We start from the raw sequence: 22,867 nt of genomic DNA, 5'->3' as shown, positions 1-22,867 counted from the left end.
TGCTAGGCCAAGCCGAGCTCGGCCGCAACGGCAATGGGGTCCACCGCGATCGCCATCACGGGTGGGAGCTCCTTCAGTGCCGTGTCCGGATCCTTCAGTCCGTTGCCCGTGACCGTGCACACCACGGTGGAGCCGCGCTGGACCCAGCCGTCGTCGATCGACTTGAGCAGGCCGGCGATGCTGGCCGCGGACGCCGGCTCGACGAACACTCCCTCGCTGCGCGCCACCAGGTGGTAGGCGGCGAGGATCTCCTCGTCGGTGGCGGCCAGGAAGCGGCCGTTCGACTGCTGCTGCGCCTCGACCGCGGAGTTCCACGACGCCGGCGAGCCGATCCGGATGGCGGTGGCGATGGTCTCGGGTTTCGCGACCGGCTGACCCGACACCAAGGGAGCGGCACCCGCGGCCTGGGTGCCGAGCATGCGGGGTAGCTTGTCGATCAATCCGTCGCGGTGATACTCGGTGTAGCCCTTCCAGTACGCGGTAATGTTTCCCGCGTTGCCGACGGGGAGGGCGTGGACGTCGGGAGCCTCACCGAGGGCGTCGACGATCTCGAACGCCGCCGTCTTCTGACCTTCGATCCGGTACGGATTCACCGAGTTCACCAGCGACACCGTCGGGAAGTCGTTGGTCAACTTGCGGGCCAACTCGAGACAATCGTCGAAGTTCCCGTCGATCTGAATGATCTTGGCGCCGTGCATGACCGCCTGGGCCAGCTTGCCCATGGCGATCTTGCCCTGCGGGATCAGGACCGCACAGGTGATCCCCGCCCGTGCGGCGTAGGCGGCCGCCGATGCCGACGTGTTGCCGGTGGAGGCGCACAGCACGGCCTTCTGGCCGCGGGCCACCGCCTCGGTCACCGCCATCGTCATGCCGCGGTCCTTGAACGAGCCGGTGGGGTTGAGCCCCTCCACCTTCAGGTACACCGTGCAGCCGGTCTGTTCGGAGAGGCGCCTGGCGTCGATGAGCGGCGTGCCGCCCTCCAGCAGGGTGATCGGAGTCCAGCCGTCCTCCACGGGGAGCCTGTCGCGGTAGGCGGCGATCAGGCCGGGCCACGGCTGGTGCACCGTGGTGCGGGCGGCGCTACTCATTCGTTCGTCCCTTCCAGACGCAACACGCTGTTGATGCTCGAGACGACGTCGAGATCGGCAAGGGCGTCAACCGTTTCCGAGAGCGCGGCGTCGGTCGCCCGGTGGGTCACGACGACGATGCGCGCCCCACACCGTTGGCCCTCCTCGTCGACCATGCCCTCCTGGCGGACCTCCGCGATGCTGACCTCGCGCTTGCCGAACTCGGCGGCGACGGCCGACAGCACGCCCGGCCGGTCGGTGACGTTCATGCTGACGTAGTACCGCGTCGGAATGAATCCGATGGGTGCGATGGGCAATTCGGCGTACTTGGACTCGCGCGGCCCGCGGCCGCCCTGGACGCGGTTGCGGGCCGCCATGACGAGATCGCCCATCACCGCCGAGGCCGTTGGCGCACCGCCTGCGCCCTGGCCGTAGAACATCAGCCGACCGGCAGCCTCCGCCTCGACGACGACCGCGTTGAACGCACCGTTGACAGAGGCGAGCGGATGCTCCAACGGCACCAGCGCGGGGTATACGCGCGCCGAGACTCGCTGCTGCCCTTCATCGTTGATGATGCGCTCACAGATGGCCAGGAGCTTGATGGTGCAGCCGAGGGCCTTGGCCGACTCGAAGTCCGCCGAGCTCACCTTGGTGATGCCCTCGCGATAGACGTCGTCGGCGGTCACCCTGGTGTGGAAGGCGATCGATGCAAGGATCGCCGCCTTCGCCGCGGCGTCGAACCCCTCTACGTCGGCCGTCGGATCCGCCTCCGCATAGCCGAGCGCGCTCGCGTCCGCCAACGCCGACGAGTAGTCCGCCCCCGTCTCGGCCATCGCCGAGAGGATGTAGTTGGTGGTGCCGTTGACGATTCCCGCCACGCGCAGCACGGTGTCACCGGCCAGCGACTGAGTCAGCGGTCGAATGACCGGAATGGCGCCCGCCACTGCAGCCTCGAAATACAGATCCGCGTGGGCGCTTTCAGCTGCCTGCGCCAGTTCGCCGGTGGACACCGCCATCAATGCCTTGTTGGCGGTCACCACCGACTTGCCGCGCTCCAGGGCGGCGAGGATCGCCTTGCGCGCCGGCTCCACCGGACCCATGAGTTCGACGACGATGTCGACGTCGTCCCGGGACACCAGAGAGTCCACGTCGTCGGTCAACATCTCGATGGGCACACCACGGTCGGCGGCCACCCGTCGAACCCCGATGCCGCGCAACTCGAGCGGCGCGCCGATCCGGGCGGCGAGATCGGATGCGCTCGCCTCGATGATCCGCACCACTTCGGTGCCGACGTTACCGAGACCCAAAACGGCTACCCCGACCGGCTTCTCGTTCTCCACCATCAGTTGCCTACCTCCAAGCTCAGAAGATCGTCCACCGTTTCGCGGCGCAAAATCAGGCGCGACACCCCGTCGTGTACGGCGACCACGGCGGGACGGCCGAGCAGGTTGTACCGGCTCGACATGGAATAGCAGTACGCACCGGTCGCGGCGACACCGATCAGGTCGCCGGGTGCGACGTCATCGGACACCCAGGTGTCACGAACGACGATGTCCCCGCTCTCGCAGTGCTTTCCGACGATGCGAGCCAGCGCGGGAGCTGCCTCGCTGCTGCGTGACACCAGGCGGGCGTCGTACTCGGCCGCATAGAGCGAGGTGCGGATGTTGTCACTCATCCCGCCGTCGACGCTGACGTAGCGACGATGCGCGCTTTGGCTGACGGCGACGTCCTTGACGGTCCCCACCTCGTACAGCGTGATGGTGCCGGGGCCCGCAATGGCCCGGCCCGGCTCGACGACCAGCGTCGGCGCCGGTAGGCCGACGGCCTCGGACTCGTGCACCACGATGGCGCCGATCTTCGCCGCGAGGTCCTCCATCGGCGGTGGATCGTCCTGCGGCAGATAGGAGATGCCCAGACCGCCGCCGAGGTCGACGATCGACATCTGGGCGGTCTTGTCGACGCCGAACTCGGCGACGACGTCGCGAAGCAACCCGATGACCCGATGGGCGGCGAGCTCGAAGCCGGCGACGTCGAAGATCTGCGAGCCGATGTGGCTGTGTAGACCGACCAGCCGCAGATGGTCGGCCGCGAACACCCGCCGGACGGCATCCATCGCCGCACCGCTGGCAAGCGAGAGACCGAACTTCTGGTCCTCGTGCGCCGTGGAGATGAACTCGTGGGTGTGCGCCTCGACGCCGACGGTGACCCGGATCAGCACGTTCTGCACGACGCCCGCATCGCGGGCGATGGCGTCGAGGCGATCGATCTCGGTGATCGAGTCGAGCACGACGTGCCCGACGCCGGCCTTCACCGCCATGGCCAGTTCGGCGACGGACTTGTTGTTGCCGTGCAATGCAATTCGCTCGGCGGGGAAGTCGGCGTTCAGTGCGACGGCGAGCTCGCCTCCGCTGCAGACGTCGAGCGACAGGCCCTCATCGTCGATCCAGCGGGCGATCTCGGTGCACAGGAACGCCTTCGCGGCGTACCGGACGTGCTCACCGCCACCAAAGGCCGCGGCGATGTCGCGGCAGCGTGAGCGGAAGTCGTCCTCGTCGATCACGAACAGCGGCGTGCCGTATTCCTCGGCGAGCCGGGTGACGGGAACACCGGCGATCGACACCCCGCCATCGGCGGCGCGGACGGTGTTGCGCGGCCACACGTTCGGTGCGAGTGCCAACATCTCGCTCGCCGATTGCGGGCGCGCGGGGGCACTACCGTGGCGGTTGTCCTCGGCATGGCGGGGGCCAGCGGGATGGGCCATCACATACGCTCCGGGGCGCTCACGCCCAAGATGTGCAGGCCGTTGGCGATCACCTGGCGGGTGGCCTGGCACAGCGCGAGCCGAGCAGCGTGCAGATCCGTCGGCTCCTCGTCGCCCTGCGGCAGCACCCGGCACGAGTCGTAGAAGCGGTGGTAGTCGCCGGCCAGATCCTCGAGGTAGCGGCACACGCGGTGCGGCTCACGAAGGGTGGCAGCGGTCTTCAGCACGCGCGGGAAGTCGCCGAGGGAACGCATCAGCGTGCCCTCGCGGTCGTGGGATAGCAGTTCGAGGTGCTCGGTGCTGGGGAGGAGGCCGAGGTCGGTCGCGCTGCGCGCCAACGCCGACAATCGCGCATGCGCGTACTGCACGTAGTAGACCGGGTTCTCACTCGAGGCGCTCGACCACAGAGCGAGGTCGATGTCGATCGGACTGTCGACGGAACTGCGGATCAGCACGTAACGCGCGGCGTCGACGCCGATGGCCTCGACGAGGTCGTCGAGGGTGATGACGGTGCCCGCGCGCTTGCTCATCCGCATCGGCTGGCCGTCGCGCACCAGGTTGACCATCTGGCCGATCAGCACCTCGACGGTGTCCGGATCGTCGCCGAGCGCGGCGGCCGCGGCCTTGAGCCGGGCGATGTACCCGTGGTGGTCGGCGCCGAGCATGTAGATGCAGAGGTCGAATCCGCGCTGGCGCTTGTCGAGGTAGTACGCCAGATCGCCGGCGACGTAGGCCGGGTTGCCGTCACTCTTGATGACGACCCGATCCTTGTCGTCACCGAACTCGGTGGTGCGCAACCAGGTTGCGCCATCCTTCTCGTAGATGTTGCCGGTCTCGCGCAGCTTGGCGATGGCCTCATCCACACGGCCGGAGGTGTGCATCGAGTCTTCGTGGGTGTAGATGTCGAAGTCGGTGCCGAAGTCGTGCAACGACTGCTTGATGTGGGTGAACATCAGGTCCACGCCCTTGGCGCGGAACGTCTCGAGCTGCTGCTCGGCCGACTGGCTCAACACGTCGGGTGCGGTGGCCAGCACCTGCTGGGCGATCTCGGAGATGTAGCTGCCCGCGTATCCGTCCTCGGGGGTGGGTTCCCCCTTCGCCGCGGCGAGCAGCGAGTTGGCGAACCGGTCGATCTGCGTGCCGTGGTCGTTGAAGTAGTACTCCCTGACGACCTGGGCGCCCTGCGTCGTGAGCAGGCGCCCCAGCGCGTCGCCGACGGCCGCCCAGCGGGTACCGCCGATGTGGATCGGTCCGGTCGGGTTGGCGGAGACGAACTCCAGGTTGACCTTCTCGCCCGCGAGTTCTTCCGATCCGCCGTAGGCCACGCCGACGTCGATGACGTTGTCGACGACGATGCCCTGAGCCGCCGTCTCGATGCGCAGGTTGACGAAGCCGGGACCGGCCACGTCGGCCCCCGCGATGCCGTCGGTGCCCGTCAGTGCCGTCGCCAGCCAGCCGGCCAGCTCACGGGGGTTCACGCCGACCTTCTTGGCCAGCTGCAACGCCAGGTTGGTGGCGTAGTCGCCGTGCTCCGGGTTGCGCGGCCGTTCGACGACGACCGTGTCCGGCAGGGCGGCAGCGTCGAGCCCGTGCTCGGCCAGAACCGCGGCAGCGGTGGTCTTGAGCAGCTCGGCCAGATCGGCTGGGGTCACGGGCAACCATCCTATGGTCTGAGGTGGCCTCTTCCCGAATCGTTTAGCGGTGGGCAGGAGCGCAGCGACCGGGGAGTGTTCCGGTGGGCAGGAGCGCAGCGACCGGGGAGTGTTCCGGCGGGCAGGAGCGCAGCGACCGGCGGATGTCCCGGCGCCCCGGGGCGCGATCGGGCCGCCGCGCATGCGTTAGTCTGTGCAGGCCCAACGGCGCGGATCGTTCGAGTACGCGCCCCCGTAGCTCAGGGGATAGAGCGTCCGCCTCCGGAGCGGAAGGCCGCAGGTTCGAATCCTGCCGGGGGCACCATCTGACCTGCATGGATGCGGCCCCGCGCAAGATACGCACAACCTGGTCGCGATTTCGGGTGTGGCTCCAACCGAATTGTCCAGTAGTCGTCAGGGACGAAGACGACGCGGCGGGTACTCATGACGCGCGCTCTTCTGTTTGCTGCGACTGCTTGCAGGTCAGGTGTGCATCGCCTTGGCCGGCCATGACGGGGCTGCCGCAGAGGGTGCAGGCGGGGTAGCTGTCGACGGGTATGCCGCGGATGGTGCGGCGGTGTTCACGGGATGCCCGGGGTTGAGCCGTGGGCACCTTGGCGGGCATGACAGCCGGTGAGGGGCCAGTGGGCTAACCAGTTGGCTCACTCATGGGAGCGTGAGCCAACTGAGCTGACTGGGAATCTGGTCCAGTTGGCTCATCCTGTTTATGCAGGTCGGGTCCAGTTGGCTCAGTTGGCTCAGTTGGCTCACGCGAGACCTGGTCCGACTGGGCGGTGAGCCGACTGGGGAGGTCCCATGTCGAGGTGCGGGGGAACCCCTCGGACCGGTCGACGACGCCCAACTTCTTCTTTGCTCGCTTGAGGGTGGCTTCGCTGATCTTCTCCTTGACGGCGTCGGCCTTGACGACCTTCGATGGTGTTGCTCCAGACACCGTGAGGTAGTCCTGTAGCCAGTGCTCGGCCGCAGTGCGATCGTCGGCGTCGTCGTCGCCTGAGCCGCCCAGTAGGTCCCTAGCGCCATCTGCAACCATCGATCCGTACTGATCACGGGTGCGGTCGACGTCTTCTCGTCCCACATGCCGAGCCGCTCCATGCTGAACTGCGCGGGCGTCATCGACGCGAGCTCGGTGGCGATCGCTTCATAGTCGATCCGGGTTCCATACGCCGGCCGAAAACTTCGCGCGCCGTGTCCTGCTGATGGGCCGAAACAATGATTTTCTGCTCGTCGAACAACAGGATGCCCGCCAACGCGCGCAACACGATGAGCTCACTCTTGCCGTTCTGGCGTGGCGTTGACAGTGCGACCTGACGTGCGGCCCACGTGCCGTCGCGGCGCTCGCCCATCGCAGCTTGGAGAACGTTTTCCTGCCACGGATCGAGGGTGATTCCGAGGCTGGCCGCCAAGTCGGCGACATCCTCCCAGCCGTTAGCCCGAACGGTTGGTGCGTGGCGAACGCGGGGCGGTGCCTGATCGCCTATCAGCACGCCGGGCGGCAATTTCGTCAATGGCGTCGCCCTTCGCGTCAAGTGGTTTCAGTTCGTCGATTCGGCCGATGACGTCGGCCAAGCGCAGATACAGCGCTGCTTTGTCCCGCATCGAGCCACATAAGTCGATGTCTACGGCTATCTGGTCACGAATGGCCTGCAGGCTGGCGATTGAGTCGCCGTCGCGCACGGTCTCCGACAGTGAACGATCTCCCACGGCGTAGACCTCTCATCAAAGGGGAATTTGCCCCTGTGCTTGAAAACGGCGACCACCGGAGGGGGTCGCCGTTGGGTACCCTGTGGGGGTATCCCCCCACCCCTAAAGCGCATATGCGGCAATGGCTACTCGACGTCGTCAGTCCCGTTGGGCGACAACGGTACGGTATTCGTCGCCCATTTCCTCTCGGTCACGAAGCTGTTGCCGGAAGGTGACCGACCGTTGGCAATGCACAACGGGCATGTGCCAGAGTGTTGACCTGCGCTCTTGCATCCATTGCAGGCTCGGTGCGTCAGTTGTACGTTGGCACGAGCCAGTGGGTCACCGCCGAGGCTGACGGGGATGATCTCGTCTACCTCGGGGGATCCCGGTTGACCTGCGGGGATGGTCTTGTCGACGAGGTCACCACAGATGCCGCAGTCGGGTTGGTTGCGTGCGATGAACTTGCGGTGCCTATCGCGGATGGTGGTGTTGTGGCGTCCGACGGTGGTCATGGCTCTCCTTGCCGGTGTGGTTGGTGGTCGGGTGCAGGTGTCCGCTCGGGGCTGGCGCCAGCTCGTCGTGGCGGACCCTTCGCGGGAAGGACAGCCAAGGAAACCGCGTGAACATCCGACCACCACCGCTCGTGTTTACGCGGGTGCGGTGACGGTGAACTTACCGATGCGATTGGGACGCACCACGTTCTGTCCGAACCGCCACGTGCAGCGCACGCCCACGCTATCGGCGTTGAAATAGACTTGGTCGGACACGGCGACCTGGACCGGTCCGACCGCGGACACCACCGCAGTCTTGTCGAGCACCATGCCCTGATTCGTGGGCATGGCGGGGTCGACGATCACCGGAAGGTCGAGTAGGAACCGTTGCGCGTCGGTGGCTCCGGTCCCCAGCAGCGAACCGGCGTACCCGGTCCCGACCTTGAATTTTCTAAGGTTGGCCCACGCCAGCGGCGACATCACGATGTGCGATGGCTGCGAGTAGTTCGCGGCCAGTGTGGCGAGCAGGTCGACGAGGCCGTCGAGGCTACCGGCGACCGCGCCACCGGAGACGATGCCTGACACGTTGAGCAGGCCGCCGGGGGGTGTGGTGGCCGGCCCGGTGGGGTTGGCCTGTGCGATGTAGGCAACGTTCGCGGCGCGGGTCACTGCACGCGCGACACTGACCGACAGCAGTTGCGCGGCGTTGGGCTGGCTCCACTGCTCCCGCGACAGGCGGATCAGCTGCGCGATCTTGCCGGTGTAGACGAGCACCTCGGCCAGATCAGGATTGGCCTCGGTCAGAGTGGCGCCTTCAGCGACGAAGCCTGCGGCGGCGTCGTCGACGTACTGCACGCGGACCGCGGGGGCGTCGCCCTCGACGCTTCCTGCGACGGTCGAGGTGGCCAGGATGAGTGCGTCGGGGACTGCGATATCCGGTGCGACTGCGGTGACGTCGGGTGACCAGGCTTTCGCACTGGTGAGTGTGGTTTCGGTGTTAGCCATTGTGGGACTCCTCAGAATGGGGGTGTCCGATACGCGAAAACCGCGTACCGGGAATCAATCTCGGTACGCGGCTCGCGTCAATCCGTTGCCCTACGAGGGCGGAAAGCTAGCTCGACTCCTGGTGTCTCACCGGGCGTCGGCGTCACCCCCGATTCTACCCCCGGAATGCACCTTCCCACGTGTTGCCGACCGGTATCGGCCCGGGACTGCGACCTTGGTTCGGGTCGGGTCGGGGGCCGGTCCGTGTCGGGGCCAAGCCAAGCGTCTCCGTTGCGTGCTGCACGGCGGCCGCCACCTTCTCTGGGTCAACGGTGCCGCCGTCGTCGAGCAGGTCGGCCACGGTGATCCCACTTGCCCAGAGCCCGCCCGGTTTCTGGATCGACTCTCCGGCGATGCGTTCGGCTTCCGTCCTTTGCAACGCCTCGACGGTCACGCGGAGCTCGTCGCGCTCGGCTTGCGCTTCCCGTAGTTGATGGCGGTACCGCGCTTCCCGCTTGTTCGGGTTGTCGCCCTGGTCCTCGACTACCTCGGCATCCTCCGCGCTGTCAGGGGTGCTTTCGGGTGCGGCAGGAGTGTCCGCGGCACCTGCCGCCGCGTCGGGCGTCTCCGTCGACGCTGCGATTAGTTCCTCGGCGTCGGTGGTGTTCTCGGTCATTTCTACGCAATCCCCTCGTTGTCGTCGGACTCCCACGCGGGGACGCACACGCCGTCCTCGTCGAATGTGAAGCGCATCGTGGTGGGCGGGTCGACGCCCAACGGTGCGCCGTCGAGGGTTTCGGATGCAGCGGCCTCGACGTTGAAGGTGATCGTCTTGCCCGCGACGCGCTCTTTGAACGCGGCGACGGGATCTTGGTCGTTGTCGTCGGTCATGGGGTGATCTCCGTTCCATTGGGCCAGCGTCGGACGCTGGCGTGACTTGCGTAGGTGTACAACTTCCCCGCGATTACGCCGTGTAGATCGCGCTCAGGTTGAGTGACAACCCATTCGGCGCAGCGGGTCAGAGCCGGGCACGTTCGGCAGAGCTGGGCCGCTTGGCGGGTGCGCTCACCCTCGGGGCCGTCCGCGCCGTCGAACATAGTTGCCTTCCCTCGGCAACGGGCGCCGGGCAGTGATGGTGCACCGGCGAGCGACAGCATGAGTTCGTCGAGCTGGCTCACAACGCCCTCACGACTCGAACGAGAATCTCTTGCGTTACCGGGGTAAGACTCACCTCGTAGAGGCCCGGCGATGGCTCACCGGGGTCGTAGGGCAGCGAGGAGCGCCAGGACGAGGGTTGCTCGGCAGCCGCGTCCGGATGCCACACATGGTGGGTGACGAGTCCGCGTTCAATCTCCGCGGACTGCTCGACGCGCCGCCCATCGGAGTACCGACGTGGATCGCCGAACTCCGCGGCCAGCGCGAGGATCTCGGTCACCGTCTCGTTGATCGCGTCGAGCTCGATCTCGTGGTCCTGGTCGCACGCGGCAATCGCGTCGCCCGTCCAGTCGGTCCGCGACTTCAGGAGTGCAGCGGCGCATTTCATCGCGTCGGCCGCGGTGCAATTGGTCGTCATGTCAGTTCTCCGTTGGGTTGGTTTGTTGGCGGAAAGTGCGAAGTGCGTTGGCGGTGCGCTGTTTCTGCCACTTGAGGCGGGATCGGGCGTCCTCCACGGTGTCCGGTGGGGGGTCGAGTGCAGCGATGGCGGCGACATCCTCGGCGGGTGCGTTCTCGTCGTCGTTGCGTTCACCGTCGGTGGGTGGGTAGATGGCCCACTCGAGAACGCCGTCGGTGAATGCCAGCAGCTTGAAGGTTCCGGCTACGGGTTCGCGATCACCGACCGGGCAGTGCTTGCGCAGGCCGCCGTGTCGATCCTTGTTCACCAACAGCGTTGCGCTGCCGCCGTGCCCGGGAGTGAAGGGCTGCTTGATCTTCACCCTGAGCGACACGCCACCGACGGCCCGACGTTTGGCCGCGGTGCCACCCGGTCCGACGGCCCGGGAGTCGGCGGACTTGGCGAGATGGTCGACGGCCAGGACTGCGGCACCGGATTTCGCGAGCGGCTTGAGCACGTAGGTGTGCACGGTGGTGAACTCGTCGGCGTTGTTGGAGTTCGACCCGTACATCGGCAGGAGTTCGCCGATCGAGTCCACGACGGCGACGGCGGGCCGCCAATCGGCCATGTCGTCGACCACCTGACGAAGTTCGGCGCGGTCCTCGGGCTCGCAGTACCGGAACCGATTGGGATCGCGCAGAGCATCGAGGGGTGCGCCGAGGTCGATGAGTCGCCGCACCGTCGCGGCTGCGCCGTTGTGGTCCAGGTCGATGATTAACACCCTCTTCCCGGCAAGAAGAGCCTCTACGCAGCAAACGAGGCAAAGCCACGTCTTGCCCGACTCTGGGTCACCGAAGCACCAGTTGACTTGGCCGGCGTAGAACAGTGCGGTTCCGTCGGTGCGCTTGCCGAGGACCGGTTCCGGCGGTTCCGGCATGGTTCCGTCGAGCAGGGCGCATATGTCCACGTAGAGACGTTTCTCGTCTGCGGTTCCCGGTTCCCGCATAGAGGGTTGGGAACCGGGAACTGTGGTCAATTCTGGCTTGGTTCCGGTTCCGGCTCGGTTCCCGGAACCGGGAACTGTCGCGGTTCCCGGTTCCGGTAATAGGGATCGGGAACCGGGAACCGCGGCGTCATTCAATGCATTGAGGCGTTCGGCGATGGCCTGCCCACGTGCTCCAGCAACATTCTGCGTCGTCACTGAGTCACCCGCTTGAGCCAGGGCCGAGCGGCATAGAACGCGTTGTGAGTGGTCACGTACCGGTTAGCCGCGGACCAATCGGCGGCGCTAGACAGGTCACGACTGGCCTCAGCCATCGCCTCCTGCGCGGTGTCGACGCGAAGAGCCCAGTGCTGGGCGTCATCGAAGAGGGCTGCCCACTTTCGCGGATCACCGCCGGAAAGGGCGCACCAGGCCGGCGTTCCCGCTGCGGGCCATGACGTGACGCCTGCCTGTTGAATAGCAGCTTCAACGAAGGTGCGGACTTCCCACCAACTCACCTGCCGCGATTCGCTAACGCCGTGATCGCGGCGGGCGGCGGTACCATTGGCAGATCCGTTGGCGCGGTGTCCTGGAAGAGCCCGGTTACCCGTAGGGGCCGGGCTTTTTCGTGGTGTCATTCAGCACCGCCGGTCGGCTGCAAGAAAGCGGCCAGCTCGTGTGCGTCGACCTTCAGAAGGCGGGGGCCGACTCGAACGGCGTTTAGGTGACCATTGGCGATCCAACGCCGGACTGTGCGATACGAGACGTCGCAGTAATCCGCGGCCTCTTGAAGGCCGATCAGTTCAGGGTGTCGCCGTTCCCGACGACTGAGAGGAGGACGTGAGTTCCTGGGCATGGGAAACCGCCTTTGCGGTCTCCGAGCGGCCCAACGGACTCGGTTCTGGCGTGATTCCCTGCCGGGCGTGAACCTTTGCGGACACAACGTTACACGGCAGGTCACTCAATATCGGACGATGACACCTTGCTGCGGCGTGTCCTCGGGCAGAAAGGCGCGGGCGGGCGAGCCAGGCTTCGCGCCGTTGATGTTGTGTCGCAGCACTTTTCCTGAGACAAAGATCCGGACATGGTCGCATCTGAGTTCGAACCATGGCCCTTGCGCACCCTCGACGAGGATCTCGTCGCCGAGGGTTTCGAGAAGCTGGTCGAACGATCCGGCGCGGGCGACCCACTTGCTATATCCGTCGGTTGTACGTGCTTGCCGGGCCACGTCCGCTGATTCTGCCTCCGCGACGGCGGGAGGGAGGTCATAGGGAGGTTGGTAGTAGCACCTGCCTCGAGGAGTCTGCCAGACGTGCAGCAACAGGCATCCCTTTGTACTGTGGCGATGGCGGTATTCCGCAAGCATTACCTCCTTTCTGGCCTTTTTAGTCATGCGCTCGTAGTCGTCGAGCACCACCTGTTCAATGCGGCTCCTGGCGATCACCTCGTCACGGATTTCGCCTGTAAACATCCGAAACTCGTCGGCTGCGTCGGTCATTTGCCCTCTCCTGTAACGAGTTTCGATAGCCGCTCTGCAATTTCGGCGTCGCGGCCTTCAGCGACGTGTTGATAGCGCAGCGCCATCTGCGGCGTGGTGTGCCCGAGACGATGCATGAGTTCCGCTGTAGTGGCTCCAGATTGGGCGGCGAGCACGGCGCCGACGTGTCGCAGGTCGTGAACGCGCATATTCGGCTTGCCGATCGCCGCACGGGCTTTCTCCCAATGGGTGCGGTAGTTGTCGCCATGCATGTGCCCGCCCTCGGTGTCGACGGGGAACAGCAAGGCGTCCGGCTCGCGACCGACGTGGTTCTTCAGATGCGCCAGCACCACCGGGCGGATGTGCGGCGGCACCGCCACGTCTCGGATGCCCGCGGCGGTCTTCGGCTCACCGATATGGAACTTGCCTTGACGGTAGGTAACCGCCCTCCGAATACGGAGCGTGGCAGCATCCTTGGTGACGTCCTTGCGGCGCAGCTCCGAGGTTTCGCCCCACCTCAGCCCACACCAGGCGGCCAAGATGACGCTTGCACGTAGTTCGGCGGGCATCTTCGCTGCGAGCTTGTCGACCTCGGCCGGGGTGAGCACGCTGACATCGCGCTTACGTTTGGTCTGCATCGCCGCGCGGATACGGCACGGGTTGGCGTCAAGCACCTCGTCTTGCACGGCCGTCGAGCAGATCGCATGCAGAAGGGCGTAGGCGTGCGCGTTGCGCGTCGAGTGGACGACGCCTAGACCCGTATGCCACTGCCGGACTCTGGTCGGCGTCAGCGTGACCATCTTGATGGCGCCGAGATCGGGCAGGATCAGTCGCTCGAGCATCGACTCGTAGTGCTGCTTGGTGCGTGGCCGCAGCTGCCGTTGCTCGAGCCAGTTGTCGGAGTAGACGCGTAACGTCACGCCATCCGAGCGTTCAATGGCGCCCCAGGTGCCCAGGTCGATCTTGCGGCGTTCGGCGGCGAGCCAGCCTTCGGCATCGCCTTCGGTGGCATAGGTGCGCGGCGCTTTGTGCAGTTTCGTATCTGGCCCGACGTAGGCGGCGCTGTAGCGACCGCTGCGCTCCTGCCGGATACGGCCGAACCCCCGGCGCTTCCGTGTCACTGGTCCGATTCCCTGCACAAGTTCTGCACAACATCAATGTATCAATGTGTCCGGCAGTGTCCTATACTGCCGGATAGGTGGAAGTGCAGAAAGACCAGCTAGAAGCATGGAAACCGCAGGTAAATGAACTAGCCACACCGGAATGTCTCGTCAGGTTCGAATCCTGCCGGGGGCACCACGGTTCACCGAGGCGAGTGCCGCAGCTCGCGGCCCCCCACACGTGATGGCCATGCGCCGAGTGTGCGGCCTCATACTCCCTTCGCCGCGAGTTGCGGATGACACTGCACAGTCGCCGGAATGGTGGCGCCCGCGAGCGGCCACACCAGGCGATCTAACACCGATTCTGTTCGGATGTGATGTTTGGTGATATCTTTGGTGTGACCGAGAGCACTCGACGAGGAGGTCGGAGTCGCCCATGCAGTCCACCCGACCCAGCGGAAACGCCCATCGCCGGTCCGAGATCGTCGCCTTCGTCAAGGCCCGCGGCGTCGCCCGCATCGACGAGATGGCCGACCGGTTCGGCGTCAGCACCATGACCATCCATCGCGACCTCGATCACCTCGACGCCCACGGCATGCTGCGCAAGGTGCGCTCCGGGGCCGAGGCGCCATCGAGCGAGGCGTTCGAGCGCAACGTCGAACTCCGTAGGGGTCTCAACGTCATCGAGAAGCAAGCGGTCGCGTGCGCCGGCTACCGCTGGGCCGCGAAGCAGGTCGACATGCAGGCGGTGGCGCTCGATGACAGCACCACGGCGCTGCACGTGCTGCCGGAGCTGTTGAGGCACGTGCCAGTGACCCACGCGCCCCTGACCGTGGTGACGAACTTCCTGCCGGCCATCAACGAGCTGTCGACCGACCCCCGGGTCAGGCTGAACGCGATCGGCGGGGACTACGTCGCCGACTTCTCGTCGTTCGTCGGCCCCCAGTCGGTGCGAACGCTGCGCGACATGCACTACGACGTCCTCTTCATGTCGGTGACCGCCGTATCGCGGGGCATGTGCTTCCACCCCTCTAGCGCGGCAAGCGAACTCAAGCGGGCCTTCATGGCGAGCGCCGAACTCTGCGTACTGCTCATCGACCACACGAAGGTCACCCGTCGCGCGATCCACCGCATCTGCGACCTCGAGGAGTTCGATGCCGTCGTCGTCGACGACGGGCTCGACGCGGCGGAGGTGCAACGCCTCGAGGACAGCGGTGTGAACGTCATCGTCGCGGCGCGGGACATGCCAGGAGGCGGCCAACGATGACCTCACCCCTGGTGATCGCGGTCGACTGTTCGACGACGGCGGCCAAGGCGATCGTCGTCGACGCCACGGGGCGCACCGTCGGTACCGGCTCGCATGGCCTCGACACCCGCAGCCCGTCGCCGCATCGGTTCGAACAGAACGCCGACGACTGGTGGGCCGCCACCGATCTGGCCGTCAGACGGGCGCTCGAGGGCATCGACGACCCCGGCGCGGTGGCCGCCATCTGTGTCACCCACCAGCGCGAGAGCTTCGTCTGCCTCGACGCCGACGACCGGCCCATCCGACCGGCGATCCTGTGGCTAGACGGTCGCGCGCACGATGAGGCCAGCCGGTATGGCTCACCTCGGGTCGAACTGTTGTCGGGTAAACCCGCCGACATCACACCCGGCCTCTACAAGCTGCTGTGGTTGCGCGACCACGAACCGGAGACCATGGCGCGCTGCCAGCGGCTCGCCGACGTCCACACCTACCTGGTCCACGCCATGACGGGCCGGTGGGTGTCGAGCACCGCATCGGTGGATCCGCTGGCGTTACTCGATCAGGCCACCGGCGACTACAGCAGCGAGCTCCTCGACCTCGCCGGCCTGCGCCGCGATCAGCTGCCCGACCTCGTGCCCACCGGCACCTCCCTCGGGCCGCTGCGCGCCGACGTCGCCTCCGGGTGGGGCCTCGGCAGCGACGTGACGGTGGTGGCGGGCACCGGTGACGGTCAGGCCGCCGGGATCGGACTGGGGGTCACCGATCCTGGGGCCGCCTATCTGGTGCTCGGCACTGCCGTGGTGATCGGCAGCGAGACGACGACGTACCTGCCCTCACGGGCTTACCGGTCGATGGTCTCGGCGATGCCGGGTCAGACCACGGTGGAGACGTTCAGCTCGTCGGGCACCTTCCTGCCGACGTGGTTCCGGCAGCAGTTCGGCGACTCCGCCCTCGCCGGAGCCCCCGATCCGGAGTTGGAGGGTGCGGCCGCCATGCTCCCGCCCGGCAGCGAGCATCTACTGACGCTCCCCTACTGGAACGCTGCGCAGACGCCGCACTGGGACAGTCGGGCTTCGGGGGTGACGTTGGGCTGGCAGGGCTGCCACACCCGCGCCCACTTCTACCGGTCCCTGCTGGAGGGCATTGCCTTCGAACTCCGCATGCAGCTCGACGGGTTGGAACAGGCGCGGGGGGAACGCGTGGCGGTGATCCGCGCGATGGGCGGCGGCGCACGTAGCGAGCTCTGGGTCCAGATCCTCGCCGACGTCTTCGACCGACCGCTGCAAGTCTGCGCCGCCGGCGAGATCAGCGCGCTGGGGGCAGCGGCCGTCGCGCTGACCGCCATCGGTGAATTCCCCTCGCTTCCCGAAGCGGCGGCGGCAATGGCCACTACCGACGCAGTGGTCGAACCCCGGCCGTGGGCCGCCGCGGCGTATGCCGAGCTGCGGTCGGTGTACCAGCGCATCTACGTGCATACCAATGACCTGCTCCACGACCTGCATGACCTATCGCTAGGAGAATCGCAATGAGAGCCGCCATGTTCTACGGGCCAGGAGACCTACGCCTGGAGGACGTCCGAGCGACGGAACCAGGCCCTGGTGAGGTGCTGGTGGAGGTCAAGGCCGCAGCGACCTGCGGGACCGACTTGAAGTCGTACCGGCGCGGGCACCCGAAGCTGTTCCCCGTCCTGCCGTCAAGGTTCGGCCACGAGTTCGCCGGGGTGGTCACCGCCGTCGGCGACGGGGTCGATCAGTTCGCCGTCGGGAATCGCGTGGTCGCCGCCAACACGGTGCCGTGCGGTCACTGCTGGGCATGCATCCGCAATCGCGAGAGTCTTTGCGAGAACCTCGAATTCCTCAACGGCGCCTTCGCCGAGGAGGTGATCATCCCGGCTGCCATCGTCGCCAGGAATACCTACCTGCTCCCCGACGATCTCGACTTCGCCGACGCCGCACCACTGGAGCCGCTGGCCACCGTGGTGCACGGCATGGCCGAGACGGGAATCGAACTGGGCGACACCGTGGTGGTCCACGGCGCGGGCCCGATCGGTTTGATGTTCGTCCGGCTCTCCACGCTGCGCGGCGCCAACGTCGTCTCCGTCGACCAGTCGCCGTGGCGTCTGGAGCAGGCCACGCGAGCGGGAGCGGTGCAAACCGTTGACCTGTCCGGTGTTCCAGATTTCGACGATCGAGTCGCGTTGATCAAGAGCCACACCCCGCACGGACGCGGCGCCGATGTCGGAATCGAGGCCGTCGGCCTACCGCAGGTGTGGGAGCAGACCGTGCGCACGCTGCGGCCCGGGGCTACCGCGGTGCTCTTTGGCGGAACCCCCAAGGGCGCACCGTTTTCCGTCGACTCGAGTGCCATGCACTACGAGGAGTACACCCTCAAGGGCGTCTTCCATCACACACCGAACTACGTCCGCACCGCCGTCGAGCTGCTGGCCAGCCGAAAGGTCGACGGCTCCATGCTGGTGACCGAGCGTCGACCGTTGGAGGCCCTGGTGCCCAGCCTGGAGGACATGGCCGCCGGCCGCGGCTCGAAGTACATCCTCGTCCCATGAGCGACCGACTTCGGTTCGGCGACGAACGCGCACAGGTCGTCGAGGCCTGCCGATTCCTGAGCCGGTCCGGGCTGGTGGTGGGCACGGCGGGGAACGTATCGGTGCGCGTGGACGATCACGTAGTCATCTCCCCCAGCGGCGTCGACTACGAGACGATGTCGCCTCGCGACGTCGGGATCCACGACCTCGACGGCCACGTGGTCGACGCGGTGCTCGAACCGTCCAGCGAGCTGGCCCTGCACCTGGCCGTCTACCGGTCATCGGAGCACAGCGCGGTCGTCCACACGCATGGACCGGCCTCGACCGCGCTATCCACCGTGGTCGACGTGGTGCCGGCGTCCCACTACTACTCGGCGTTGTTCGGTGGTTCGGTCCGCGTCGCGCCGTATGCGACCTTCGGAACGCCGCAGTTGGCCGACAACGTCACCGCCGCACTTCGGGATCGGACGGCGGCGCTGATGGGCAACCACGGCGCGGTCCTCGTCGGTACGGCGTTACCCAAGGTGCTCGGCCTGGTGCCCTACCTCGAGTACGTGTGCGACGTGCACCTCCGGGCCATGGCCACCGGGGCGAGCGTCCGCGTTCTGGACGATGACGAGCTCGCCGAGGTGGGTCGACGGCTCTCGGGCTATGGCCAGCAGACCACCGATACCGCGACAGAACCTGAGTAGTCCAGCAGCGTCAGCCGTAGCAGCCGGCAGCGTCTGCGCGAGCCAGCGCGATGACCTGAGCACGATCGGCGGCCTGGGCTCTCGAACTATCGGACCCGTACGTGACGCTCAGGTACTGCCACTGCCTGAACGCACTCTGCTGCGCGTTGTTGAGTTGTCCGCACTGTCTCGGCAGGGCAGCCGCGGTGGGCGCCGCAACGAGACCGACCCCGCCGGCGATCGCCCCCGCGGCCAGCATTCCGCCAACGATTCGACGAATGTCCACAATGATTCTCCTTCTGTCGTCATGCCAGCGATGCCCATTGCGCCGCAGCAGTCTTGGGGTTTTGAAACGGGTTGGCTTCGTTGCGCGACGGCAGGTGCGTCGTATGGAGCGCGCTCAGCTAGCCGGAGCGCGCTCGACGCCGGAGCGAACCACGAGCACGGACAGCACGACGGCCACCAAGAGCAGTGCGGGGACGTCCCCGGCCAGGTGCCCCATGTGGTGTCCGCCGCCGAAGGACTGCACCGCCATGATCGAAGCGTGTACTGCGCTGGACCACGCGGCGAACCAGATCAGGCTCAGGTTGGCCGACGGGTTCCGTGCCGCGTTGATCAGGAAGACGCCAAGCGTCGCGTACAGGCCCACGATCATCATGAAGTAGTCGGATTCCTCCGGAGCGCCGGCATGCCATGCCCAGCCCGCCGGCCACACCACGGCCAGGGGATAGAGCAGCAGGCAGATCGCGCCGAAGATCACGAGTGCGATCCGCAGAAGCTTGTACGCAGGTGACACTCTGTCCTCCAAACGATTTCGTACCGACACTCTCTCAACGTGCGCGGCGGGTCGAATGGTTCAATCGATTCGGCGTCACCCGAGGGCGAGGTTGCGGGTGATCTCCCGCGACGCCCTCTGCACGAGCTCGGCGAGTCCGGCGGGCACGGAGGGCGTGAGCGAGATGGCGCTGATCGAGGCGTTAGGCTCCCCGCTGGGCCGCCGCACCGGAGCGGCAACGCAACACACGCCGGTGAGCACCTGCTGGCGGTCTATGACGAGATTCCCGGGCCTGGCGAACGTCGCGCGGGCCTGCCGCCATTCTTCGTCGGACACACCCGACGGGGCCTCGCCACCAAGGCTTCCCGCCGCGACGAGCAGCAACTGTCCCGCAGCATGCGTCGGGGGAAGCTCGTCGAACGGCTGCATCCGCGGCACGTCCTTCACCACCCCGCGCGTCGCCGTGACCACCCGGATCCTGCCTTCGTGCAGTACCGAGATCGAGACGACTGTGGCGGTCAGGGATGACAACGTCCGCGCCGGTTCACGCGTCGCAGCCCCGATCGCGGTCAACATCGTCATCTGCCCGGTCATCGTCGATGCCCAAACCTTTCCCTCGAGGGCCGTGTCGGGCTGAAGTGTGGGTCGCCACGGAATGACCGCGAAAGGCTTCGGTTCGCTCAGCGGACCGACTCACCCGCACTGATCGGGAACTACAGCAAACAATCTGCTGCTAGTGTCATGATCAGCGTGTCGATTTGCCGAGAGTTCGACGCAAGCGTAAATGACGTGTCGTAGCGGCACATGGCCGACGATTTCGACCCATTGACATCGACGGATCGCTACCCGACCGGCCCCGGGGCCGATCATGACCCATCGTCGAAACGGTTGCAGTCATTTTGCCGTCCCCCTTCAGTGCCCACAAGTGGTAGTTTCAGCAATCGCCTAGGTCCGATTCAGGGCGAAAGTATGTTTTCGGGGCTGGAGGATCGTCGTGGTGTCGCTAACCGTGGCAGCCGGGGACGCTGATGAGGCACGACCGGGCAAGGCGCGCGCCGTCCGTCGTCTAGTGCCGCGCGGAATCAGCGCGATGCGGCGCCAAAGCGCATTCGCCCTGCGTTCACTCGCGGAAACGCCACTGGTCAGCCACTGGAGTGACCAGCGGTACGACGCGAAGCGAGCCAGACACGCCATTCGGCTTCCCTCCGTGTCCGACGAACAGCGCACCGTGCTCGCCGATCTCGACGACGCCGGGGTCGCCGTGCGCGCCGTCGACCTGCCACCCGACGTCGTGGCGTCAGCCGACCGCTTCGTCGGATTGCTGCGGCGCAAGACCGTGGACAAGCCTTGCGTGAAGGCGACGCCCCGGGAACTCGCGGGCGATCCGACGCTGTTCCTGTGGGGGTTGTCCGGACACCTCCTGGATCTCGCCGAGTGCCACATCGGCTTGCCGGCGCGTTACCTGGGCGTCGAGGTCAAACGCGAACTGGTCGAATCCGCGGCGGGCGGCAACCACGAAGCCGTCCGTCGCTGGCATCTCGACCACGAGGACCGTCGAATTCTGAAGGTCGTCATCTACCTCGCCGACGTCGGCGCCGGTGCCGGGCCGTTCGGCTACGTACACCGGTCCCACACCGCGGCGATCCTCGAATCGACGCGTGGTCACAACCTGCGGGGCGTCCCCGACGACAGGATGCAGGGCCTGGTGCCGCGCACCGAGTGGACGCAGGTCACCGGTCCAAGGATGACGGCAATTCACGTCGACACCGGCCAGGTCTTCCATCGAGTCTTCCCGCCGTCGACCTCTGAGCGGTACTCGGTGACGTTCGCCTATTCGAGCCGGTCGCCGTATTACGTCTACTCCCGGCTGATGCTGCCGCGCCGCGCGATACAGCAACTGCGGCATAGTGTTTCGCAGCGGCAATGGGATGCGCTCTGCGTCGGCCGCCGCGGTCCAGGCGCGGGCTGAGAGCCTCGATCAGGCGAATTCCTTGGCCACGGCGGCCACTCGGCGCAGCTGGTCGAAGTCCGAACTCGTCGGGATGAGGTGCACCTCATCCGTGCCGATGGCCTCGAACCCACGCAGCACGTCGACTAGGTCGTCGTCATCGCCCGCCCAACCCGTCGTCGGTGCCATCGCGTCGACGAATTCGCCAGGAATCCAGTTCATGTAGCGACGCAGGTGGCGGTGCATCTGAGCGCGAGGCTCGTCACCGTTCCCGATGGCGAACCAGAACGACGTCGCCAGATGAGGCGCGGGCCGCCCGGCCTCGCTCCACGCGTCCCGCGCGACGTCGAACAGCTCGTTCTCCTTGTCGAGGTCTAGGTCGAGGGTGGTTCCCGCCATCCCGTCGGCCCACGTCGCAGCGCTTCGAACCGTCTTGGGTCCGATGGTCCCGACCAGCAGCCGCGGACCGCCCGACTGCACCGGCGGAGGTCCGACGGGGAGGATGGACTCGGTGAGCTTCTCGCCCGCCCACACCCGCCTCATCGTCGCGACGCGCTCTGCCATGCCGCGCATCGTCTGGGTCGACATGTCGGCGCCGACCGCGTCGTAGTCTTCCTTCCTACCGCCGATGCCGATGCCGACGGTGAGCCGCCCGCCGCTGAGCATGTCGCCGGTGGCCAGCGCCTTCGCCAGCATGACCGGGTCGTGCAGCTGCGGGACGATGACGGTCGTGACCAGCCGAACGCGATCGGTCCACGCACTCAGTGCCCCGAGGAGCGTCAACGAGTCCGGGTTGTCGAAGGCGATGCGCTCACCCCAGCACAGGGAGCTGAACGGGCCACCGTCGATGGCCCGCGCCCACGCCTTCAGCGTGGCGGCGTCGAGGTCGGGTTCCATCACCGGCAGCGTCATTCCAATGTCCACGACCGGATTCTGACACGCGCCCAGTCCGCGCCCGTCCGACGTCCCCACCTGACAGCATGGTCGACATGACGATCAACGCACGTTCCATCGAACACGTTCGGCTCACCGTCACCGACATCGCGCGGTCCCGACGCTTCTACGAGTCCGTGTTCGGCTGGCCGGTCGCCTTCGAGGTGCCCGAGGGCGCCGACGCCGCCACCCTCGAGCAACTGGGCTTCCTCTTCGGTGGCGTCATCTACGACATCGGTGACGCACTGATCGGACTACGTCCAGTCGCCGACGACCGGTTCGACGAGGATCGCGTCGGCCTCGACCACCTGTGCCTACGCATGTCGGCCCGGGGCGAACTCGACTCGGCCGCAGCACATCTCGATGACCTCGGGATCGAGCACGAGGGGATCAAGGACATCGGGGTCGGCTACATCCTCGAGTTCCGCGATCCCGACAACATTGCGCTGGAACTGATGGCGCCGAAATGAGTCACCGGGCCAGGCCCGCCACCTTCAGGAGTTCCGGTCGACGCAGCACCATGCCTACCCACATCAGCACGCCGAAATAGACGGCGAAGAGAGTCGCGCTGAACAACGGCGCCTCGACTCGCATGTTCGCCGTGACCGCACCGCCGAGGTAGGCCGTGATGCCCAGGGCGCCGAGTACCGCCGTCCGCGGAACCGCGTAGACCACGACGCAGACCGCCAGCACCACGCCCATGACGAAGGCCTGGCTGGCGGGAAACCCCAGCGCCTCGGTGCCCTCCTTCACCTGCGGCGCACCCGCGAGCTTCCCGCCCGCGTCGAAGACGAGGAACGCGCCCACCAGCACGCTGATGCCGACGCCGATCCGCCCGCTCAGTCGACCGCCCGCGTGGGTGGGGACTTGGGTGTGGGGCTCGGTGGCTTCGACGTTCATGGCACGCTCCTGTCCGCGGAAATGATCTGGTACCGAGTCAGACACGCGCCGCGCGCAGAACTCATCGCATCGCGGCGTCGACGAACGTGCGCAAACTAGGAGC

General features: G+C 66.6%; 27 protein-coding genes and 1 tRNA gene. 7 read left to right on the top strand and 21 right to left on the bottom strand.

All coding sequences use genetic code 11. The features are described 5' to 3' along the window. Positions 1-2 precede the first annotated feature (2 nt). Genes thrC through argS form a run of 4 tightly spaced genes read right to left on the bottom strand, consistent with a single transcriptional unit; the run spans position 3 to position 5,480 of the window. The gene (thrC, locus tag QUE68_RS07520; RefSeq protein ID WP_284225339.1) at positions 3-1,088 is read right to left on the bottom strand and encodes a threonine synthase; all 1,086 of its coding nucleotides are present in this window, start codon (positions 1,086-1,088) and stop codon (positions 3-5) included. After that, positions 1,085-2,410 (bottom strand): homoserine dehydrogenase, encoded by a 1,326-nt coding sequence (locus QUE68_RS07515; RefSeq protein ID WP_284233388.1) that lies wholly within the window; start codon positions 2,408-2,410, stop codon positions 1,085-1,087. Before QUE68_RS07515 ends, thrC begins: the two co-directional genes overlap by 4 nt. Beyond that, complete coding sequence (lysA, locus tag QUE68_RS07510; protein WP_284233386.1) at positions 2,410-3,831, bottom strand: diaminopimelate decarboxylase; 1,422 nt, start codon at positions 3,829-3,831, stop codon at positions 2,410-2,412. The genes QUE68_RS07515 and lysA overlap by 1 nt, the downstream gene beginning before the upstream one ends. Next, a complete protein-coding gene (argS, locus tag QUE68_RS07505) occupies positions 3,828-5,480 on the bottom strand; it encodes an arginine--tRNA ligase (RefSeq protein ID WP_284233384.1) in 1,653 nt (550 codons plus the stop codon). Before argS ends, lysA begins: the two co-directional genes overlap by 4 nt. Positions 5,481-5,708: 228 nt before the next feature. Between argS and QUE68_RS07500 the strand changes: the two genes are divergently transcribed. Further along, a tRNA-Arg gene (locus tag QUE68_RS07500) sits at positions 5,709-5,784 on the top strand. Positions 5,785-6,589: 805 nt separating this feature from the next. Here the strand turns inward: QUE68_RS07500 and QUE68_RS07495 are convergent. The 12 genes from QUE68_RS07495 to QUE68_RS07440 all read right to left on the bottom strand — a co-directional run bounded on the left by QUE68_RS07495 (position 6,590) and on the right by QUE68_RS07440 (position 13,770). Beyond that, a complete protein-coding gene (locus QUE68_RS07495; RefSeq protein WP_286275382.1) occupies positions 6,590-6,883 on the bottom strand; it encodes a hypothetical protein in 294 nt (97 codons plus the stop codon). Positions 6,884-6,905: 22 nt separating this feature from the next. Then, positions 6,906-7,181: a hypothetical protein gene (locus tag QUE68_RS07490; protein ID WP_286275381.1), complete on the bottom strand. Its 276-nt coding sequence runs from the start codon at positions 7,179-7,181 to the stop codon at positions 6,906-6,908. A gap of 629 nt (positions 7,182-7,810) precedes the next feature. After that, positions 7,811-8,659 (bottom strand): phage major capsid protein, encoded by an 849-nt coding sequence (locus QUE68_RS07485; RefSeq protein ID WP_286275380.1) that lies wholly within the window; start codon positions 8,657-8,659, stop codon positions 7,811-7,813. A gap of 154 nt (positions 8,660-8,813) precedes the next feature. Continuing rightward, positions 8,814-9,314 carry a hypothetical protein gene (locus tag QUE68_RS07480; protein WP_286275379.1) on the bottom strand — a complete coding sequence of 167 codons (501 nt, stop codon included), beginning with the start codon at positions 9,312-9,314 and terminating at the stop codon, positions 8,814-8,816. A 2-nt stretch (positions 9,315-9,316) separates the two neighbouring features. Further along, entirely contained in the window at positions 9,317-9,529 is a 213-nt protein-coding gene (locus tag QUE68_RS07475; RefSeq protein ID WP_286275378.1) for a hypothetical protein, read from the bottom strand. Then, positions 9,526-9,735, bottom strand: coding sequence for a WhiB family transcriptional regulator (locus QUE68_RS07470; protein ID WP_286275377.1), 210 nt, complete (start codon positions 9,733-9,735; stop codon positions 9,526-9,528). Before QUE68_RS07470 ends, QUE68_RS07475 begins: the two co-directional genes overlap by 4 nt. Before the next feature lie 77 nt (positions 9,736-9,812). Then, positions 9,813-10,211, bottom strand: coding sequence for a hypothetical protein (locus QUE68_RS07465; RefSeq protein WP_286275376.1), 399 nt, complete (start codon positions 10,209-10,211; stop codon positions 9,813-9,815). 1 nt (position 10,212) lies between these two features. Further along, entirely contained in the window at positions 10,213-11,157 is a 945-nt protein-coding gene (locus QUE68_RS07460) for an AAA family ATPase (RefSeq protein ID WP_286275375.1), read from the bottom strand. 230 nt (positions 11,158-11,387) lie between these two features. After that, positions 11,388-11,810, bottom strand: coding sequence for a DUF2742 domain-containing protein (locus QUE68_RS07455; RefSeq protein WP_286275374.1), 423 nt, complete (start codon positions 11,808-11,810; stop codon positions 11,388-11,390). Next, complete coding sequence (locus tag QUE68_RS07450) at positions 11,807-12,028, bottom strand: helix-turn-helix domain-containing protein (RefSeq protein WP_286275373.1); 222 nt, start codon at positions 12,026-12,028, stop codon at positions 11,807-11,809. Before QUE68_RS07450 ends, QUE68_RS07455 begins: the two co-directional genes overlap by 4 nt. A gap of 105 nt (positions 12,029-12,133) precedes the next feature. Further along, positions 12,134-12,670: a hypothetical protein gene (locus QUE68_RS07445; protein ID WP_286275372.1), complete on the bottom strand. Its 537-nt coding sequence runs from the start codon at positions 12,668-12,670 to the stop codon at positions 12,134-12,136. Further along, on the bottom strand, positions 12,667-13,770 hold the full coding sequence (locus QUE68_RS07440; RefSeq protein ID WP_286275371.1) for a tyrosine-type recombinase/integrase: 1,104 nt from the start codon (positions 13,768-13,770) through the stop codon (positions 12,667-12,669). Before QUE68_RS07440 ends, QUE68_RS07445 begins: the two co-directional genes overlap by 4 nt. Positions 13,771-14,185: 415 nt before the next feature. On the opposite strand from QUE68_RS07440, the gene QUE68_RS07435 reads away from it, so the two are divergent. The 4 genes from QUE68_RS07435 to QUE68_RS07420 are packed head-to-tail and all read left to right on the top strand — an operon-like array spanning position 14,186 to position 18,229. Continuing rightward, the gene (locus tag QUE68_RS07435; RefSeq protein ID WP_284233382.1) at positions 14,186-15,016 is read left to right on the top strand and encodes a DeoR/GlpR family DNA-binding transcription regulator; all 831 of its coding nucleotides are present in this window, start codon (positions 14,186-14,188) and stop codon (positions 15,014-15,016) included. After that, positions 15,013-16,524, top strand: coding sequence for a xylulokinase (locus tag QUE68_RS07430; protein WP_284225334.1), 1,512 nt, complete (start codon positions 15,013-15,015; stop codon positions 16,522-16,524). Before QUE68_RS07435 ends, QUE68_RS07430 begins: the two co-directional genes overlap by 4 nt. Beyond that, positions 16,521-17,558 (top strand): zinc-dependent alcohol dehydrogenase, encoded by a 1,038-nt coding sequence (locus tag QUE68_RS07425; protein WP_284225333.1) that lies wholly within the window; start codon positions 16,521-16,523, stop codon positions 17,556-17,558. The genes QUE68_RS07430 and QUE68_RS07425 overlap by 4 nt, the downstream gene beginning before the upstream one ends. Then, positions 17,555-18,229, top strand: a complete 675-nt coding sequence (locus QUE68_RS07420; protein WP_284233381.1) for a class II aldolase/adducin family protein — start codon at positions 17,555-17,557, stop codon at positions 18,227-18,229. The genes QUE68_RS07425 and QUE68_RS07420 overlap by 4 nt, the downstream gene beginning before the upstream one ends. Before the next feature lie 10 nt (positions 18,230-18,239). Here QUE68_RS07420 and QUE68_RS07415 read toward each other — a convergent pair whose 3' ends face one another. The 3 genes from QUE68_RS07415 to QUE68_RS07405 form a co-directional block, all read right to left on the bottom strand. After that, positions 18,240-18,494, bottom strand: coding sequence for a hypothetical protein (locus QUE68_RS07415; protein ID WP_284233379.1), 255 nt, complete (start codon positions 18,492-18,494; stop codon positions 18,240-18,242). 114 nt (positions 18,495-18,608) lie between these two features. Continuing rightward, entirely contained in the window at positions 18,609-19,004 is a 396-nt protein-coding gene (locus tag QUE68_RS07410) for a DUF6632 domain-containing protein (protein WP_284233377.1), read from the bottom strand. Between the two features lie 75 nt (positions 19,005-19,079). Beyond that, positions 19,080-19,577, bottom strand: a complete 498-nt coding sequence (locus tag QUE68_RS07405; RefSeq protein WP_284225329.1) for an IclR family transcriptional regulator — start codon at positions 19,575-19,577, stop codon at positions 19,080-19,082. Between the two features lie 613 nt (positions 19,578-20,190). On the opposite strand from QUE68_RS07405, the gene QUE68_RS07400 reads away from it, so the two are divergent. Next, the gene (locus QUE68_RS07400) at positions 20,191-20,952 is read left to right on the top strand and encodes a phytanoyl-CoA dioxygenase family protein (protein ID WP_284225328.1); all 762 of its coding nucleotides are present in this window, start codon (positions 20,191-20,193) and stop codon (positions 20,950-20,952) included. A 9-nt stretch (positions 20,953-20,961) separates the two neighbouring features. Here the strand turns inward: QUE68_RS07400 and QUE68_RS07395 are convergent, their stop codons facing one another. After that, the gene (locus QUE68_RS07395; RefSeq protein WP_284230753.1) at positions 20,962-21,843 is read right to left on the bottom strand and encodes an LLM class flavin-dependent oxidoreductase; all 882 of its coding nucleotides are present in this window, start codon (positions 21,841-21,843) and stop codon (positions 20,962-20,964) included. Positions 21,844-21,920: 77 nt separating this feature from the next. Here QUE68_RS07395 and QUE68_RS07390 point away from each other — a divergent pair, with 77 nt between their 5' ends. Then, on the top strand, positions 21,921-22,334 hold the full coding sequence (locus QUE68_RS07390; protein ID WP_284225327.1) for a VOC family protein: 414 nt from the start codon (positions 21,921-21,923) through the stop codon (positions 22,332-22,334). 1 nt (position 22,335) lies between these two features. Here QUE68_RS07390 and QUE68_RS07385 read toward each other — a convergent pair whose 3' ends face one another. Beyond that, positions 22,336-22,764, bottom strand: coding sequence for a DoxX family protein (locus QUE68_RS07385; RefSeq protein WP_284225326.1), 429 nt, complete (start codon positions 22,762-22,764; stop codon positions 22,336-22,338). Between the last annotated feature and the right edge of the window lie 103 nt (positions 22,765-22,867).

The organism is Mycolicibacterium sp. TUM20985 (assembly GCF_030295745.1).
Taxonomy (GTDB): Bacteria; Actinomycetota; Actinomycetes; order Mycobacteriales; family Mycobacteriaceae; genus Mycobacterium.
Note: the sequence above shows the minus strand (reverse complement) of the source record. Positions and strands in the feature narration are given on the sequence as shown.